Source organism: Spirochaetota bacterium (assembly GCA_025061835.1).
Classification (GTDB): domain Bacteria; phylum Spirochaetota; class Brevinematia; order DTOW01; family DTOW01; genus SKYB106.
Window position 1 is genome coordinate 94811 of sequence record JANXAC010000004.1, and the last position, 18325, is coordinate 113135.

General features: G+C 34.3%; 17 protein-coding genes and 1 other RNA gene. 12 read left to right on the forward strand and 6 right to left on the reverse strand.

The window, feature by feature from the left end; translation table 11 throughout:
- Positions 1 to 68 precede the first annotated feature (68 nt).
- The 4 genes from NZ579_02845 (at position 69) to NZ579_02860 (ending at position 3370) form a co-directional block, all read left to right on the forward strand.
- Positions 69 to 449 carry a ParB N-terminal domain-containing protein gene (locus NZ579_02845; GenBank protein ID MCS7298886.1) on the forward strand — a complete coding sequence of 127 codons (381 nt, stop codon included), beginning with the start codon at positions 69 to 71 and terminating at the stop codon, positions 447 to 449.
- Positions 370 to 2202 (forward strand): hypothetical protein, encoded by a 1833-nt coding sequence (locus tag NZ579_02850; protein MCS7298887.1) that lies wholly within the window; start codon positions 370 to 372, stop codon positions 2200 to 2202. The genes NZ579_02845 and NZ579_02850 overlap by 80 nt, the downstream gene beginning before the upstream one ends.
- A 576-nt stretch (positions 2203 to 2778) precedes the next feature.
- Positions 2779 to 2961, forward strand: coding sequence for a hypothetical protein (locus NZ579_02855; GenBank protein ID MCS7298888.1), 183 nt, complete (start codon positions 2779 to 2781; stop codon positions 2959 to 2961).
- A 10-nt stretch (positions 2962 to 2971) separates the two neighbouring features.
- Positions 2972 to 3370, forward strand: a complete 399-nt coding sequence (locus tag NZ579_02860; GenBank protein ID MCS7298889.1) for a hypothetical protein — start codon at positions 2972 to 2974, stop codon at positions 3368 to 3370.
- On the opposite strand, the gene NZ579_02865 is transcribed toward NZ579_02860, so the two are convergent.
- Positions 3367 to 3630, reverse strand: coding sequence for a hypothetical protein (locus NZ579_02865; protein MCS7298890.1), 264 nt, complete (start codon positions 3628 to 3630; stop codon positions 3367 to 3369). The genes NZ579_02860 and NZ579_02865 overlap by 4 nt on opposite strands.
- A 202-nt stretch (positions 3631 to 3832) precedes the next feature.
- Positions 3833 to 4285, reverse strand: a complete 453-nt coding sequence (ybeY, locus tag NZ579_02870; GenBank protein ID MCS7298891.1) for an rRNA maturation RNase YbeY — start codon at positions 4283 to 4285, stop codon at positions 3833 to 3835.
- A gap of 260 nt (positions 4286 to 4545) precedes the next feature.
- Between ybeY and sufC the strand changes: the two genes are divergently transcribed.
- From sufC to NZ579_02885, 3 genes are all read left to right on the forward strand, one after another.
- On the forward strand, positions 4546 to 5322 hold the full coding sequence (gene sufC, locus NZ579_02875; protein ID MCS7298892.1) for a Fe-S cluster assembly ATPase SufC: 777 nt from the start codon (positions 4546 to 4548) through the stop codon (positions 5320 to 5322).
- A 22-nt stretch (positions 5323 to 5344) separates the two neighbouring features.
- Complete coding sequence (gene sufB / locus NZ579_02880) at positions 5345 to 6781, forward strand: Fe-S cluster assembly protein SufB (GenBank protein MCS7298893.1); 1437 nt, start codon at positions 5345 to 5347, stop codon at positions 6779 to 6781.
- A 63-nt stretch (positions 6782 to 6844) separates the two neighbouring features.
- Positions 6845 to 8119, forward strand: coding sequence for a SufD family Fe-S cluster assembly protein (locus NZ579_02885; protein ID MCS7298894.1), 1275 nt, complete (start codon positions 6845 to 6847; stop codon positions 8117 to 8119).
- A 15-nt stretch (positions 8120 to 8134) separates the two neighbouring features.
- Here NZ579_02885 and NZ579_02890 read toward each other — a convergent pair whose 3' ends face one another.
- Positions 8135 to 9142 (reverse strand): GNAT family N-acetyltransferase, encoded by a 1008-nt coding sequence (locus NZ579_02890; protein MCS7298895.1) that lies wholly within the window; start codon positions 9140 to 9142, stop codon positions 8135 to 8137.
- A gap of 129 nt (positions 9143 to 9271) precedes the next feature.
- Between NZ579_02890 and NZ579_02895 the strand changes: the two genes are divergently transcribed.
- On the forward strand, positions 9272 to 10855 hold the full coding sequence (locus NZ579_02895; protein ID MCS7298896.1) for a hypothetical protein: 1584 nt from the start codon (positions 9272 to 9274) through the stop codon (positions 10853 to 10855).
- An 86-nt stretch (positions 10856 to 10941) separates the two neighbouring features.
- On the opposite strand, the gene NZ579_02900 is transcribed toward NZ579_02895, so the two are convergent.
- Both NZ579_02900 and bcp read right to left on the reverse strand, forming a co-directional pair.
- On the reverse strand, positions 10942 to 12228 hold the full coding sequence (locus tag NZ579_02900) for an adenylosuccinate synthase (GenBank protein MCS7298897.1): 1287 nt from the start codon (positions 12226 to 12228) through the stop codon (positions 10942 to 10944).
- Positions 12229 to 12414: 186 nt separating this feature from the next.
- Positions 12415 to 12885 (reverse strand): thioredoxin-dependent thiol peroxidase, encoded by a 471-nt coding sequence (gene bcp / locus NZ579_02905; protein ID MCS7298898.1) that lies wholly within the window; start codon positions 12883 to 12885, stop codon positions 12415 to 12417.
- A gap of 130 nt (positions 12886 to 13015) precedes the next feature.
- On the opposite strand from bcp, the gene NZ579_02910 reads away from it, so the two are divergent.
- The 4 genes from NZ579_02910 to folE2 all read left to right on the forward strand — a co-directional run bounded on the left by NZ579_02910 (position 13016) and on the right by folE2 (position 17761).
- Positions 13016 to 15043, forward strand: a complete 2028-nt coding sequence (locus NZ579_02910; protein ID MCS7298899.1) for a hypothetical protein — start codon at positions 13016 to 13018, stop codon at positions 15041 to 15043.
- Positions 15044 to 15539: 496 nt separating this feature from the next.
- Complete coding sequence (locus tag NZ579_02915) at positions 15540 to 15959, forward strand: secondary thiamine-phosphate synthase enzyme YjbQ (GenBank protein ID MCS7298900.1); 420 nt, start codon at positions 15540 to 15542, stop codon at positions 15957 to 15959.
- A 1-nt stretch (position 15960) separates the two neighbouring features.
- Positions 15961 to 16638: a DUF4159 domain-containing protein gene (locus tag NZ579_02920; protein ID MCS7298901.1), complete on the forward strand. Its 678-nt coding sequence runs from the start codon at positions 15961 to 15963 to the stop codon at positions 16636 to 16638.
- Between the two features lie 355 nt (positions 16639 to 16993).
- A complete protein-coding gene (gene folE2 / locus NZ579_02925; GenBank protein MCS7298902.1) occupies positions 16994 to 17761 on the forward strand; it encodes a GTP cyclohydrolase FolE2 in 768 nt (255 codons plus the stop codon).
- Here the strand turns inward: folE2 and ssrA are convergent.
- Positions 17761 to 18103: a transfer-messenger RNA gene (ssrA, locus tag NZ579_02930) on the reverse strand. The genes folE2 and ssrA overlap by 1 nt on opposite strands.
- Positions 18104 to 18325: the final 222 nt, after the last annotated feature.

Below are 18325 nucleotides of genomic sequence, written 5' to 3' on the forward strand. Positions count from 1 at the left end.
TTTCAACAGTTTTTTGGTAGTTTGAAAAAAAATTACTATTTTATTGATAATTAGGTTAAAAGCATTATATGGATTTTGAGATACGGGAGATAGAGATAGACAAAATAAAGGTTAGGGACAGGCAAAGGAAGTATATAGGAGATATAACACCTCTTAAGAAAAGTATGAAGGAATTAGGTCTTATAAACCCCATAATAGTTTCTGATGATAATGTTTTGATAGCAGGTTACAGAAGACTACTTTCTGCTAAAGAGTTAGGTTGGAAGAAAATACCTGCTAGGATAGTAAGTTCCGAGAAAAAACATCTTTTTGAAGATATAGAATTTGATGAGAACTACGCAAGGAAAAACTTGTTTCAGGAAGAAGTTGATGAAATTATCAAGAAACAAAACTCTCGTAAAAAGGGATTATTTGGAAAAATCTTCAGTTGGTTCAGGAGAAGGTTTTAACAACACTATGCCAAAGATACTTTTGTCTCTTGTCTTATCAATTTTCTTCCTACCACTAGCGTTTTCTGATATTATTGAGTCAAAAGTAATCTTATCAATCACAAAGAATCAGATCTCTTACACGGTGTCATTTACTTCAGAAGACCGTGTAATTGAAGTTCTATCTGAGAGAGAAATACAAAACATAAGAATTAACAAATCAAGAGCAACATTCAGAAGGAAAGTAGAAGGTAGTTTAATAACATATTATATTGAACTACCTAAAAGTGAAAGGTTTGAGATTGAATTCGTATATGAGTATCCTTTCACAAGAGAGTATAGGAGTAGAGGTATAGTAGTTCTTTCGGAAGTTATGAGGAACTTGCCCTACATAGTTGATCTTGAAGGTATAGCTAATTCGTCCCAACTTGTTATAGAAGCGGATGACAGTGATGAAATTGATATAGTAGTTGACGGGAAGGTTGTAAAGAGACAAAATGGTAGTTATATTACAAGAACCAAAAATTCGTTGGTAGTGCTTGGATACCTTGATGTTTTTGAAGTGTCCCTTAATGGCAGTAAGGTTACAATAGTTCTTCCTAAAGGGAACGAAAGTGTAGGATTAGAGATAGTGTCTTTTATTGACAGAATATTGAAAACTATAGAGACAAAATTTGAACTTGAGACACCAAGAGATATCAAAGTAATATATTATCCTTACGCAACATTCTCTGAAAACATTGGTGATACGATAATAATAAGCAAACTTCTTGACCAAAGGAGAGATTATTTCTCAAACATTGAGCGTATTGAAGACTTTGTGCTTCTATCTCACGAGATACTACATATGTCAATAAAACAAAGGATAATGCCCGATGCGATTGACCTAGTGGAAGGACTTATACAGTATATTTCCATTGAATGTCTTTCGGAAGTCCTAAACTCAACTTATATAAGAGATGTAGTATTTAGAAATTATCTATCACAGATGAAATACCTATCACTCGTCAAGGATAAGGAAATTCTAGTGAGATACAGAAAGTATCCCTTGATATATAGATACATATCTGGGATAGTTGGTGAGTTTCAAGTTGTGTCGTTTTTCAAGTATTTAACGAAGATAAGCGAAGAGATAAGTTTGGATGTTATCAGGAGGTCTTTTAGGAGTATAACTGGTGTTAGTCTTGATACATTCTTACCTCTTTTTGATGGATTGGCTACACTACCGAATTTAGAGATAGTAAAAAATCAGAGAAGTATAACTGTTTATTCAACAGCACCTACGAAAGTGAATACGTATCTAAAAGTTGTGTTTGAAGATTCTGAAACCAATATTTCTATTGAAGTGCCTAGGAATTCTTCTGTGAGTATAACTTTTGAGCAATCTATCAAGAACGCTTCCGTGAACTTTGATGGATACTTTCCTGAATTATTCTATTATGACAACTCACTAGAGAGCGATGCGCCTAGTGTTGTGAAGCAGGTTGTTTCTGAAGTTTTGTATATTCTAAATACTCAAGATATTTCACAAGCGAGGAATAGAAAGTTAATAATCTCAAAGTCTTTGGAGAATAGGATAAAAGATTACTTGTCCCAGAAGAGAAAAATTTTTGATTCGGATGAGGTTAGAATGGGTGTTGAAAATGTAGTAATCTACGGAGGTCAGGTTATAGTTGAAGTTGTGATCTACTCATCAACGAAATATAGACAAGGTTTTATAACTATAAGCTACAGAAAGTCATACTATATATCCGATTTTGTAATTATGCTGTGAGATTAAGTGTCTTCAAAAAGTCATCCGAAATTACTTGTGTGGTGTAGAAACTATAACATTTAAGAGTAATTCTCTTTTATTGGAGTAGGTTTGACTTATAGGTTTGGTTTTACTATATTTCTATTAAAAGAATTTTTTGCTTCATTTTTCTGGTTGGGAACTTGATAGATGAATTAGAAGGTGATTGGCTAATTGTGATAAGCAAGAATTAACAGAAGTTCAAAACTATAAGTAGTGGTCTCAAACAGCATAATATAGCACCTGAAGATGTTAGGTCAAGAATAATCACAGAAGAAGGTGTTTATAGAGTTCTCCAGAATGAGTTTTTTGATGGAATTGGGAAAATATCTTTTTGTAGAAGTGGATAATGTATCCCAAAACACAATCATTCTTAGTAATTAACTGAAGAGTGACTGGAACTGACCTTAAAAATACCTTTTAGAAAATTTGTTGAGATTTTTGATGGGGTTGTAGGATAGTCTTCTTGTATGGTTTTTATGATTTTGGGATATTGCTTTTTGTTTGTGGTAGAAGAATTAGTAGAACAGGGTAATAGAGTTTTTTGGAGGTTTATCTATGCTTGAAGTGAAGCTATATTTTAAACAAGAATTTTACCGAGAGTTTATCTGCTCCAAAGATGAGCACCTAAAGGATTGTCATTTGAATGTTTTTTCAAACATACAACTAGCGAAAGTTTCTAAACTAGATAGCGCTGTAATTACAATCACAAATCAACAAAAGTTGTTATCCTTACAATAAGGAGATGTTTATGGATGAGTTTATGGACGAGGAGATGAAAAACCTAGTAGAATACAAAGACAAAATACAGAATAAGATTTTTCTGTTTATGAGAGTATTTGAATACAGGAGAAAGATAGGGTATTGGTCTCTTGATGTAACAAGTTATGAAGATAAAAAGGTAGCGTTCATTACAATATACGAAATTGAAGGATACAAACCATTTAAAGTTTTCTCGGATATCATTATAGGAGATAACGATAATGAAGAATCTGAAAAACTAACTATTTATGAAGGGGAAAAGCCAATTTCAACCAGAGATTTTATAGAAAAGTGTGATTATCTAATCAAAGAAGGTCTAGCGATAAGAAACCTAGGTGAATACTTAAAAAGAAAGTATGTTGAAGATAATGCTTATATTTTGAATTAACAAGGCTCTGTGAGAGGATTATCAACTGAAATACCAGGAAACTCTCTTGATAAGACAGATAGACTAGTATAGTTGGAAATGTGAATAACAGAGTTTATACCACCAGAGGTATTGTTCGTTAAAACTGAATTTGAGATAAATATAGGTAAATTACCATATTCACTGAGTATGTATATTCCACCTCCGCCACCACTATTGGCTCTATTATTGTAAATACGGGATGAGATAGTGTTAGCAGAACTTGAATGAAATGGTTCCATTCAATGTATTGTTTCTACTCCTATCAGCGTATATAGCACCACCTTCGTATCCAGAATTATTGCTTATGGCATTCACATATTGAGTTTTGATGCTTATACTATTTGGAACCAGTAGAATGGTGAGTGAAAAGTCTGGAACTTTGTCTAATAAACTAAGTGTAAAGTTGTAGTATTTGCTTAACTACATATCCAATCAGTTTCTCTAACTATCCTTTCTTTTAAGTAAGTTCATAACATCTGTGATAAGATTGTCTTGTATGGACATCATAACCTTTTCATCGTCTTCCGATGTCTCGTGGTCGTAACCAAGTAGATGTAGAATTCCATGAACCAATAACCTTACAAACTCTTCAATAGGTTCTACTCCGAATTCTTTACTCTGGGCAAAAACCCTATCTATTGATATTATTATATCTCCAAGATAAATATATCTTCCAACAATATCGCCATCAGGAAAGGATAGAACATCAGTAGCATAATCTTTGTTGCGGTAGTTTCTATTATACTCTCTTATCGTTTCATCATCACACAAAACAACACTTAACTCAACATTATCTCTGTTCATCTTCTCAAGGGTAAAAGTAGTGATCTTCTTCAGTGTCTTGATGCTTATAAACCTACTTTTATAGTTGTCTATAACATTAACTTTTATCATCCACCCTCCGAAGAAAGTCGTTTTGAATCATCACTTAATTGATCTTGTAAAATTAAGTAGTAAGACTTTGTATCCAAATTTATGTATGTAGTATAATCAATTTTCTTCTCCAAATACCATTATGTTATGCTTTTCTAATTGTTTATGTTGTTTAATAAATTTAGTATTGTTTAACTTTATTAGAAATTGAAAATATTCTCTTGACAATCTAATTGCTTTTGTATAGATTTATAGAAACTCTACAAGTTGAGGAGGTATTTATGAGTGAGTTTTTTAAGGTTGTTAACTTGAGGGCAAGGATAGAGGAGAGGGAGATTCTCAAGGGGCTTAACCTTGAGGTGAATAGAGGTGAGATACACGCTATTATGGGACCTAACGGTTCTGGTAAGACAACACTTTCAAGTGTTATTATGGGTAGTCCTACTCATGAAGTGGAAGGAGGAGATATTTTATTCAAAGGCGAAAGTATTTTGGAACTACCGCCAGATGAGAGAGCAAAGAGAGGGATATTCCTAGCGTTCCAGCATCCTGAAGAGATTCCCGGTGTAAGTTTCATAAATTTCTTGAGGATTGCTTATAATGCGGTATTCTCAAGCAGACTTGGTGATAAGTTTGTTCCACCGAAGCCTATGGAGTTTAGAAACCTTGTTAAGTCAAAAATTGACCTTCTGGGTATGGATGATTACTTCTTAACGAGATATCTGAATGAAGGTTTTTCTGGAGGTGAGAAAAAGAGAGCAGAGATGGTTCAGATGCTTCTTCTTGAGCCTGAGTTGGTTATCATGGATGAGACAGACTCGGGTCTTGATATTGATGCGCTCAAATTAGTTGCTAATGCAGTGATGAATTATAGAAGTTCTAACAATTCATTCGTTGTTATCACTCACTACTCCAGAGTGTTGAAATACATAAAACCAGACTTCGTTCATGTGATGTTTGATGGTAGGATTGTTAAGACTGGTGATTACTCGTTATCTGAGATGATAGAAGAAAAAGGTTATGACTGGGTTGTTAAGCAAGCAACCACAAATGCATAACCTTAATTTTTGGAGGTGATTTATGGCAAGAGAAGAGATCAAACAAATGGATATAAACCTTTCAAAGTATGACTTTAAAGACCCTGAACTTTATGTGTATAAATCCCAAAAAGGTATAAGTGAAGAGGTCGTAAAACAGATTTCAAAGATGAAGGGAGAGCCTGACTGGATGACGGAGTTTAGGGTCAAAGCATACAGAATATTTGAGAAGAAGGCCATGCCAACATGGGGTGAGAGATGGCTTTTGGATCAGATTAACTTTGATGAGATTTACTATTATGTTCGTCCAACTGATACCAAGGGTAATAGTTGGGATGAAGTTCCTGAATACATAAAGAAAACATTTGATAGATTGGGAATACCAGAAGCAGAGAGAAAATATCTAGCAGGTGTTACGGCACAGTATGAGTCTGAAGTGGTTTATCATAGTGTAAAATCTCAATGGGAAAGTAAAGGAGTAATATTTACAGATATGGACACTGCAGTTAGAGAATATCCAGACATTGTTAAGAGGTATTTTGGAACGGTTGTGCCACCAAATGATAATAAGTTTGCTTCACTGAACAGTGCTGTTTGGAGTGGTGGTAGTTTTGTATATGTTCCAAAGGGTGTTCATGTAGATATACCACTCCAGGCTTATTTCAGAATAAACACTCAGAATATGGGGCAGTTTGAGAGAACACTGATAATAGCTGAGGAAGGTGCTAGCGTTCATTATATAGAAGGCTGTACTGCTCCAATGTATTCAACAAACTCACTACACGCAGCGGTTGTTGAAATTATCGCACACAAAGGTGCTTATGTTAGATATACTACAGTTCAAAACTGGTCAAAGAATATATACAACCTTGTTACCAAAAGAGCGTTTGCTTATGAAGATGCTAGAGTTGAGTGGGTTGATGGTAATCTTGGAAGTAAATTGACTATGAAGTATCCCGCAGTTTTTATGCTTGGGAAAGGTGCTCAAGCAGAGATACTATCTATAGCACTCGCAGGAGCAGGACAAGTTCAAGATGCAGGAGCGAAAGTAGTTCATGCGGCACCATATACAAGTTCAAAAATAACGAACAAGTCTATAAGCATCGGTGGGGGTAAGACGATATACAGGGGTCTTGTTAAGGTAATGAAAGGAGCAGTCGGTTCAAAGAACCATACTTCCTGTAACGCACTTTTGATAGATGAGTTGTCAAAATCAGACACTATACCGCATATTGACATAAGTGAAGATAAAGTATCATTAGGTCATGAAGCAACTGCTGGTAGGATAAGCGAAGAACAACTATTCTACCTTATGAGTAGAGGGCTTAACGAACACGAAGCACTAGTTACGATTGTAAATGGTTTCATTGAACCTTTCACGAAAGCACTACCCCTAGAATACGCAGTTGAACTTAATAGGTTAATTGAACTGGAACTTGAGGACTCAATTGATGTAGGTGCAAGGAAGGTTAAATACTAAACTATAGCCTTGCTTTATCTTTTGAAGTTGAGTTTGTAGTCCAAAATATATAAGGAGGATTGTATGAATTTCACTAATTTTGGAACTTTAAACGAGAGACTTTCAAAGTTGGTTGATGATGCTAGAAATGATATAAGTAGTTGGGGGAGTTTTAAGCTCCCAATAATTGACAAGTCAAATCCAAAGTACAATATTGAATTCTCTAATAGACTACCAAGCGATTCCAAACTTATGTACACCAAGATAAGTCTTGAGGTTGTGTTTGACCCTATAGTTGATATACACTTTAACATATCAGAAGAACCAAGTATTAGAGTTAGGGTTGGAGAGGATCTTGTAAAGAAAGGTTTCTTTGCTAAAGATTTATACCTAAGCCTTGTAGGAGAGGATAAATTCACATCTGAATACTTCTTGAGCACTTTCAAGACACTTGATAACATATTCTTTTCTTATGCTATATCGTTTATTAAGTATGGAGTTATGATTTACATTCCAAATGATTTGGATGAGGTTGTGGTTAATATAAACAAAAACATAAAGAGTGATGTTTTAGGTTCGGTTTATACTATGTTATACATAGGTGAAGATAGTAATGTTAAGGTGTATGAAAGTATACTATCTGATACTGATGAAAGTATGTTTGCGTTTGAATTATCTGAGACTATACTTGGTAGGAACTCAAACTTGTGGTATAACATCATTCAAAATGTAAATCCTAATTCAGAATACTTCTCAAGTAGAAGGGTTGAAACTCTAGGTAGTAACAATGTGGAATTCAATGATATTCTTGTAGGTTCTAGATATACTAGAACAGATGACAAAATATTGATGGTAGGAGATAATGTAGAATCAAAGTATACGGGTATATACTTTACTAATGGAGATCAGAAGTATGATATTCTAGCAACTGCCAGACACAAGGGGTCAAACCAAGGTGCTGATGTTATTGTGAAAGGTGTTCTTGATGGTAGGTCAAAAGTTTATTTTTACGGAACGCTAAAAGTTGAGGAAAATCTGAAAGGGATAAACTCTCATTTAGGAGGGCATTCCTTACACCTTTCGCCTGAGTGTAAGTCTGACAGTATTCCGGCACTTGAGGTAGACTCGTTTGATGTAAAGACAGGACATGCTGCTTCACTTACTCAGTTGGATGAAGAGAAGTTGTTTTACATGATGTCAAGAGGACTTTCAGAGTATGAAGCTAAAAAGGCAATAGTTCAAGGATTTATTGAAGGTGCAGTTAGAAGAATCTCCGATAAGGATCTAGGTATAAAGGTTAAAAAACTTCTAAAGGAGAAAGGACTTGATGTGATAGAAACAGAACTAGAACTAATATAACTAAGTAAATATTCACTACTTGCTGAAGTTTATCATACTGTGTGAAAATGAGAAATCTACTTTTTTGAGAGTATTTATCATACCATAGTTGTGAATGGGAACTATTGTTTCAACAAAATTATAGTCTTTAGGTATATCACTCAACATAAAGTCTAGAATCTCTGAACCAATTCCTTGTCTTCTTTGTTCTTCAACAACAAAGAGGTCGAAGATTCTATAGACGGTTATATTTCTTTCTGATATTCTAGATAGAAGAGATGATAATGAAAAATCTTCCTTAACGACACCGTATCCAACGGGTATTCCACTATGATATGCTACATACATCCTAAAAATACTTGGAGAAGCTTCTATTAATTTGTGATAGTTGTATATGATATCTTGTTTTACTTTATCCTCAAACCTTCTGTCAAATATGCATTGTATAGGATATACATATACATCGTTATTTCTACTCCTAACTTTTACAAAATCATCCATTTCTCTTTGTGAAGATACTTTTACGACATTTATGTTAGAGGTTAAACTTTTTGAGTTGTTAATACCAGAAAAGTATCTAAAAATTCCGAATGATGATGTGTATAGAAATCCAAACTTTAGGTATAGGTTTGAGGCTGCTGTGTTATTAGCATCGGTGCTAACTTCTATTATGTCTCCTTTCTGTTTCTTAACAAAATCAATGAAGTATTTGAGTAGTATAGATCCTATACCTTTTCTTTGGAATTCTTTATCTACTCCAAGGAGTTTTATTCTGTAGTATCCTTTTGAGGTTAATCTTGTTAAGTTTCTATCGAAAGCCCACGATAGGAAGCCTAGTATTCTACCACCACTTACTGCTAGGAATATACCTGTTGAACTTTCAAGTATTCCATATATGACCTTGTGAATATTGTCTCTGCCTACTAATTTTACTACTTTATCATCAACTCTAAAGGATGAATACTCAAAGAGGTCTCTTGAGAGTTCAACTATTTTGTCGTGGTCTGTTGTTCTTGCTTCAGTTATGTAAATCTTTGAAAACACATTGAAATTTTAAATAGGTTTTCTTTTTCATTTCATCTTGTCCTTGATTAGTTTTCTTGAAGTGGATTGATATGAAAAATAATAATAATATAGGTTAATAGTCCTACTATGAGGATGAGCAACATCTGTATGTTTATTTTGATGTTTTTAGTGTTTGCTTTTATCTTCACTTTTGATGCTTTATCTCAAAAAACTCTTGTTAAGGTATCACAGATACATGAGATAGCAATCTTGGCATCATATTATGAGGAGGATTACAGTAGAGTAGTAGCAACAAGTCTTGATGAGATGTTATTTTTAGTTTTTCAAGAGATGAAGCGTTTCAGTGCTAGAAGATATAATTTCGGTCTTTCTGATGTGAATTTCAAGAAGTTTGTTGATAGGGTAAGGAGGTCTTTAGTTGAGAAGATAACGAAGAGCGAAGAGTATATTGACCCTAAATGGGGAACGGTTACAATAACACCAAAAGTGCTTGATGAACTTGTGAATTCTTTCACAATCGTAGCACCTAATTTGAAAATTTTTGAAGCACAAAAAAGGATAGATATGGATAGTTTCCTTGATATTATAAATCCTTTGAGATGGTTTCTAATACCTAGAGAATACTATGTTGTTACAATAAGCATCTCAATTAATTTTCTTGATCCAAACACTGGTAATGTTCTTCATACTACTGAACTCACAAAAACATTTTCAGGTCAAGATGGTAATATTTTTAGATTGCTAACAGGTAAGAATCGTAATCTAACATTTCAAGAAACCGTTGAGTCTACTCTCAAGGAGCTGATGAACGATTTGAGATTATCTTTGAGAAGTATTGACAAATTCAAACTATACTCTACTATCTTTGAAGTATCAGGTGGAAAGAATTATATGGAACTTGGCAGAAGTTATGATATAAATACTGGTATGGAATTAGAAGTTTTTCTTATCACTGAAACAAACCTGGGTGGTAGAAAGAAGGTGTTCAGGGAAGAGGTAGGACTTGCTAGGGTTGTCAAGGTACATGAGGATTTCAGTGAAGTTATACCAGTGATCGGGGATTTGAAGGTTGGTTATCAACTTGTTGATGGGTTAAGGAGTGGCTTCATAGTTGAGCCTTTCATTAGTATTCAGACTTTCATTAGTATTCAGACTTTTGAGTATCACCAGCCTTCACAGACAAATTTAATATCGTATATACAGAATGAGTGGGTTATATTGAGGAATAATTTTACTCCATTATTAGGTGTGTCAATAACTTATGATCAGCTAGATGCTCTCTTTGAGCCACAGATAAGTTTAGGTATTCAGATAACAGAACCTAATGGAGTGCTAGTAGAAACTTATGGAAACTACTCGTTCTACCTTTTTAGTAGAGTGAAGTTTAAGCCAAGGATTGGTGTAGGACTTATATCCTTCGGTTCAACTTTAGATGATGTAAGAATAGGTTTGACAAACTATACATACTCTTATGATTATGTTGATGTCAATGTTAGTTTTTTATCGCTTACTGCCTCAGTAGGAATATGTATTGAAATCATGTTCTCAAAGCAAAATTCAATATCACTCAATATGGGTTATAGGTATAGTATCCCTGTTAGAAAAGATATTACGGTTTTCAAAAGCAATGTTGTGTATGAGGAATACAATAGTTATTTTAACTTATCAATGTTGCCGGACTTGATTCATACTGGAATCAATGGCTCAGTGTCATGGGGATTTAGATTTTAAAAGGATAGTGTTAAAAAGAATTTTATATTACATAATATGACCAGATCCCCTTATAACTTTAGGTTTTGAAAGTAGAGTATATTAAACTAGTTGTTGAGAATTATGGTTTGATTTCTTCCGGGTCCCACTGATATATAATTTATGGGTATGTTTAAGGATTCCTGTATGAAGTCAATGTATTCTCTTGCTTCTTTTGGCAGTTTTTTAATGTTATCAATCTTATCAATACTTTGGCTCCATCCCTTGAAGGATTTGTAAATAGGTTCAACACTATAAAGTGTTGTGGGATCCATAAAAGGTGGTATCTTGAATAATTTACCGTTGATCTTATATTCAGTGCAGACTTTAATTTCATCAAATCCTGATAGAACATCTATTTTTGTTAGGAATATCTCTGTAGTTCCACTTAGGATGGATGAGTATCTTAGCATTGGTAAATCAAGCCATCCGCATCTTCTAGGTCTTCCTGTTGTTGCACCAAACTCTCCACCTTTTTGTCTTATCTGGTCTCCAATCTGGTCTTTTTGTTCAGTTGGAAATGGTCCTTCACCAACTCTGGTTGTGTAAGCCTTCACAATACCTATTACATTATCAATGCCTCTTGGGAATACGCCAGTTCCGGTAGCAACACCATTACTTGAAGCATTTGAGGATGTGACATAAGGATAGGTTCCGAAGTCAATGTCTAGCAATACACCCTGTGCTCCTTCAAAGAGTATATTCTTGCCGTTTTTTATCTCTTCGTTAAGAAGTATCTCAACATTTTGAACTTTCAGGTTCAGTTCCTGAAACTTCTTTTTGTAATTCTCTGCTAATTTGTAAGTATCAAAGTTGTAATCGTAGTTGTAAAAGTTTTTTATTAGAAATATCTTTTCAGATGAGAACATCTTTATCTTTTCCGAAAGCTGTTCAAGAGATAAGTTGATAATATCACTCACTCTTATTCCTCTTCTTGCTATCTTGTCTTCATAGCAAGGTCCTATACCTCTTGATGTTGTGCCTATTTTTTTAGGAGATGCGCTTTCTCTTAATGCATCTATCAACTTATGATATTCCATAACTATGTGTGCTTTATCACTGATTATTAGTCTATCAACTACTGGAAATCCCATGCTCTCAAGACTATGTATCTCATCGCAAAGCTGTTCAACATCTATTACAACTCCATTACCTATTATCACTTTAGCGTTAGGGTTCATTAGTCCAGAAGGTAGTAGATGAAATATGAATTTCTTATCATCTACTACAACCGTATGTCCTGCGTTTGCACCTCCCTGATACCTAACAACATAGTCGTATTTGCTCGCCAGTAGGTCAATTACCTTTGCCTTTCCCTCATCACCCCATTGTAGTCCAACTACAAGAGTAGTCATAATCTTACTCCAATACTGAATTATTTATGAACTAGTAATGTTTATCAATAAAAATGAGTAAAGGTACTATTTGAATTTCTTTTGTGTAGATTAAAATTTTTCTAGTAAATAAACCAAAAAATTTCAGTTTTTAAAGGTCTAATCTAGTCTTGCTACTCAGACAACAACTCAAAAATTACATTGGTATTAGTTACTGCTAGGTTTTTGGGAGAGACTAGCAAGTTTCTCTAGTATATCCTCTGCGTGCCTATTGACATCTACATTATCAAATATGTGTATTATTTTACCATCCTTGTCTATTAGAAATGTTACTCTTTTGGAAAGACCTGCAAAGCCTGAGACTCCGTATAAACTTGTTATTTTTCTGTCCTTATCCGAAATAAGGGTAAAATTCAGATTATACTTTGACTTGAACTTCTTGTGAGACTCAACAGTATCAGTGCTAACACCTAAAACAACTATATCATTAGAAGCAAGTTTTGACATATTATCTCTTATGTTACAAGCCTGCTTCGTACAACCTGGTGTATCGTCTTTTGGATAGAAGTAAAGCACTACATACTTGCCTCTAAAGTCAGATAATCTTATTTGCTTACCTTCATCGGTTATACCAACAAAATCCGGAGCTAGCATACCTACTGCTAAAAGTACATCCATAAAATATCCTCCTGAATTAGTGTTTATTATAAATTTAAAAATTTCAGATGATTTTTCAAGCCTTGTTTCTTCAAGTGTAGATAGATAAAAACTTGTTAAGCGAGTCAAAAAACGATTACACTCATAGGGTATGAAGTTTAAGATACTTGTATATATATTGATTTCAGTTTTTATCGTAGTTTTAGTTTTAATAACATACCTTACACTATTCCTTGACCCGAACCTGATAATCTCTCAACTCATACCATATCTAGAAGAAACGTACAAACTAAAAGTTGAGTATGTTTTCAAGGGTAAGAATTTACTATCACTGATAAATGGGATAGAGATAAACGATGTTCAGGTGCGTGCGAATACAAAGAAAAACAAGAAGTTGTTAGCATCAACAAAAAGTCTATTCATTCAGTTTGACTTGCTTAAAGTGTTGAGTTCTTTTGAAGTCAGTAGAATAAGAGTTGTTGATTCTCAAGTTTTTTTGGAAAATTTGATTGACTACATAAACTCCAAGGAGTTTAAAGAAGCAATTTCAGCAACGAATACAAATGCTACTACTGTATCACTCAAGACTCTGTCGTTTGAAAGAGCAAAGGTTAATTATAATAGGAATAGGTTTGATTTTGATAAAGTCATTATAAACACTTCAGACTTTAGAGTAGAGGGTTATCTAACTACTACGAGAAGTAGGTTTTGGTTTGATGGTAGGAACTTCTTTATTGACAGTCTTGAAGGAAAGGAAGTTATTGGAGATGTTGCTGTTAAGGAAGTGAGGGGATTTTTAACTAATGAACTTGTGGAATTTAAGATTTCTTCTGTTAAGTATTCTAACATTGTGGAGTTTAGTAATGTTGTTGTGAAAGGTAGGACTGACAAACTTATTTTCCTTGGGAGTGTTGATGAAGCAGTCTTAAGATTCGGGGGTATTGATACAAAAATATTTGATCCAAGTTTTACACTGAACTTGAGTAAAGGAATTGAAGGAAGTTTTGAAATTCTTGGTTCTATCAAAGGGGAGTTTAGGGTAGGGGATAGAGAGACAACGATTGAGGCTCAAGTTTCGTCTCTTGGCTTAAAGAAACTGCCTAGGGAGATTTCTAATCTGGTAGCAGGTGTGTTTGATGATATTATGCTATCTGGTAAGATCAGGCTTATTGTCAGTTCAGACGAAACATATATTTATGTAAAATCCATTTCTAAAGTTCGGACTAAACTAGATATTCCACTTTTCAAGAATTTTGATATTAACCTTGATGTAGAAAATGACACAATAGAGTTTAAGGTGTCATCAAAGACTACTAGGTCAGATATTGATATTGTAGGGTCAATCATTCAGTCAAGGCTAGGGAAGTTAGAGTTAAGGGATTTGAGAGTTAAATCTAAAAGGTTAGATAGTGAGGATTTTTTCACTGCTAGTAGTGATGGTGAGAAAAGGGTAAGTTTTGATGCTTTTCCAATACTCGTCAAAGATGCTCCAGTTATTGTAACGGTTGATGAAGTTAATCTAGGAAATAATGCTTTTAGACTTAATGGTATTCAAATTGAAGGGAGAGTAAGTATTGGTGAGAGACTGAATTCAATATTTGAAATAAAGAGAGTCAAATTTGCTGATATTAACATATCAGGTAGTGGTGAATTATCATTTTTTACTAACCTAGTATTGACATTGAAGTTCATTCCAATACAGGTAGATATAACTAAATTGTATTCAAACTTTGGTTTGTCATCTTTCGGTGGAAGAGTGTATGGTAGGGGTATTCTTAGGGATTTTGAGATAGTTCTAGATGACAATCTTCTTACTAGAGGAACTATATATATGACGAATATAGAACTTATTGGAGTTAATATACAAAATCAGGTAACAAAACTTCTAAATCTGAACCTTGAGCATATTTTTGTTGATCGCTGTGTTGCTTTCTTTAGGTTGAGTAGTAATATTTTTATTATTGACGCTACACTTGAGGGAGATATTATATCAAAGTTTAGTATATCTCACAATATAGACAAGGGGGACTCAAAGGTTAAGTTTGAGTATCTTAAGATCAGTAGGAGTATCGTTGAGAATATTCCTAGAGTCTTGTTTCTTGGACGTGAGATAAATGGTATCAAGTATAGTATTGATGATAACTATCTTAGTTTTGGGGAGTTTGAAATAAACATATAAAGTGACATTGTTTGAAGAAGCAAGAGTTGATGTTGGCTGAGACTTAGGTTGTTTTCAAAGTAATGAATTATAAAAATCTTCTTGATTTACTTTCAGGTATGCAAGGTTTATCAAGATTTGTATAATAAATTCCAAAATTTGAGAGTTATTTGGGTATAGTTAATGCTTTTAGTGTCTATCAAGTGTTGCTCTAGCAAATGACTACAAGTCTGTTTTCATATGTTCTCTAGATACCTGTTAAGGTATTTCACAAACTTCTTGTCCTCTTGTATATGTTGCATATCATCTCTCCTCACATCATATCACCTCCTTTTGGTGTTGTTTTGAAAAGAAAGAAAGAAAACAGAGGAGCCAGAAAAATATCCATTTCCATAACCTTAAATTATTTTATGAATCATCTCACAAAAAATTTTAGACTTTATTGAACTACATCTTGGGAGTTTGAAAACTGCTTTGTTAGGTTCTAGAATATAATTAGTATCCTTGGAGTAGTTTTATGAAGATTATTCTTGATGAGTTGTCAATAAACACGAAAGGTAGGGGTGATATTATTGACTTGACTAAGGAGATAGAGGATATTGTTAGGAGAAGTAATATCAAGAGTGGTATAATTAACGTGTTTTCACCTGGTTCAACGATAGGTATAACGAGTATGGAGTACGAACCGGGACTTAGGAAAGATTTAAACCTTCTTTTTGATAAGATAGCACCGAGGGAGACCTATTACTATCATCACGAGACATGGGGTGATGATAATGGTAGTTCTCATATTTTAAGTAGTATATTCAAGCCTTTCTATCTTTTGCCGGTTGTTGATGGGAAATTGGTGAGAGGGACTTGGCAACAGGTTGTTCTTGTAGAGTTTGATACAAGACCTAGAAATAGAAAAGTTGTCATTCAGGTTATAGGAGAGTAGAATGTTTTTGAGATTTTTGCTATTGGTAGTGATACTTTTTTCATATCTTGGGAATTCTTATAGTTATCAATTCAGGATAGGTATAGTCAAGTATCGCGGAGGGGATTGGTATAACAACATTGATGGTGTTAAGAACCTTCTTAGAGAGGTTGAGAGAAGGACGAAGATAAAGGTTGTTCTTGAACCGGGTCTTGTTGAACTGAGTTCTAGAGAGATATTTGACTACGACTTTCTTTACATTAGTGGTCATACACCTATAAATTTCAATGAAAGGGAGATTAAGAATTTGAGAGATTACTTAATACTGTATGGTGGTTTTGTTTTCGTGAATGATGACTATGGAATGGATAAGAGTTTTAGAGAGGAGATAAAGAAAGTTTTTCCGGAATACCAACTTACTCCAGTTCCTTACGAGCATCCGATATACAATATATTTTACAAGTTTCCTAGAGGTCTTCCAAAGATACACGAGCATGATGGTGGTCCTCCTGAAGGTTTTGGAATATTCATAAATGGTGAGTTAAGGTTATTCTACGCATACAATACTGACATAGGTGATGGCTGGGACTCTTTTGAGGTTCATAACAATCCTGAAGAAGTAAGAGAGAGTGCGATAAGGATGGGTATAAATATAGTTTTGTATTCTATTACAAGAAGTAAGCTTGGTAATTTGAATTAGTAAAGGACTTGTGAAAGCATAACTTTAGTAGGGTAATGAGTAGATAAATTCTTGATAAGAAATTAATAGGTTAACATCAGGAATTGTTGTATCAACAACAGAAAAGGGATCTTGAAGATAAGCAAAGTTATAACTACAAAAAGAAGATAGGAAGATATAAGGAGGGTTTGAAGTAAAGGAAAACTTTATCCTAATTAGATTTCTTGACTTCACTGGTATAGTTTTTTGCTAAAGTTGAAAGATGGATAAGTTGAAGTGAAAAATATGGAAGCAAGTTTTAGAAAGTTTTCTGAACTCTAATATTTTGTAATGGTCTGAAGAACTTCACTTGAGGTTGAACCTTCTGGAGGTAGTGATGAAAGATGTTCAATCTGAACTGGACACAAGAGGTAAAGATATTGACAAAGTTGGTATAAAGGGGCTTAAGTATCCAATAGTTCTTCTGGACAAGAATAACAAAACACAACATACGATAGCAGAGATTGATATGTATGTTTTTCTACCAAAGGATTACAGAGGAACGCACATGAGCAGGTTTGTTGAGGTGATAAACCAACACAGAAGAGAAATATCTGTTGAAAGACTTGAACCAATATTGAGACAACTGAAGACTAGGCTTAACTCAAAGAAAGCAGAGATTTCTCTCAAATTTCCATACTTCATTGAAAAGAACTCTCCTGTAAGCAAGAATTATGGACTTAATTACTATGACATCATATTTGATGCTGTTTGTGAAGACAAGTATGAATTTACTCTTACCGTCTCTGCAATTGGTATGTCATTATGCCCTTGTTCAAAGGAGATAAGCAAACATAACGCTCATAATCAAAGGGTTTTAGTATCTGTCTCTCTGAAGATGAAGGGGATTGTATGGATAGAGGAAGTGGTTGATATAATTGAAAAGAATGTATCCTCGCCAGTTTTTGTGCTTCTCAAAAGGGAGGATGAAAAATTCGTTACAGAACATTCTTACGACAACCCAAAGTTTGTTGAAGACATTGTAAGAGATGTAGCACTTGAGTTAGACAAGAACCCAAAGGTGACGTGGTATAGCGTAGAAGCAGAGAGTTTTGAAAGCATTCATCCTTTCAATGCTTATGCATACATTGAGAAAAGCACCTGATGTGGAGGCGAGGGGAATCGAACCCCTGTCCGAAGGTTATCACAACTAAAGGTTTCTACATGCTTATCCCATCTTTTGAATTTCGGATATACTCAAGGGATGGGCACCTCTTGTATATCCTACACCTCTTCAATTTCAGATGCTTCTAGAGGTATTGAAGCATCCTAGCCTTTCTAACCGACTTCAACTTACCTAGAAAGGCGTTCAGTAAGTTGAAGCTCGCAGGTATTAGGCTGCGAGAGCGAGTTCTTCGTTGGCACTTATTCGTGCTAACCCCTTAACGCGGGAATACGGCATGACCTTTAGAAGCGACCTAACCCCCGTCGAGCCCAAATCGCCCCCATTTGCAAATAATAGTATAATCAAAACTATCGTTACTGTCAAGTAAAAACTTGACTACTTAATAAATTCCAAAATTTGAGAGTTATTTGGGTATAGTTAATACTTTTAGTGTCTATCAAGTGTTGCTCTAGCAAATAACTACAAGCCTGTTTTCATTGTTCTCTAGATACCTGTTAAGGTATTTCACAATCTTCTTGTCTTCTTGTATATGTTGCATATCAT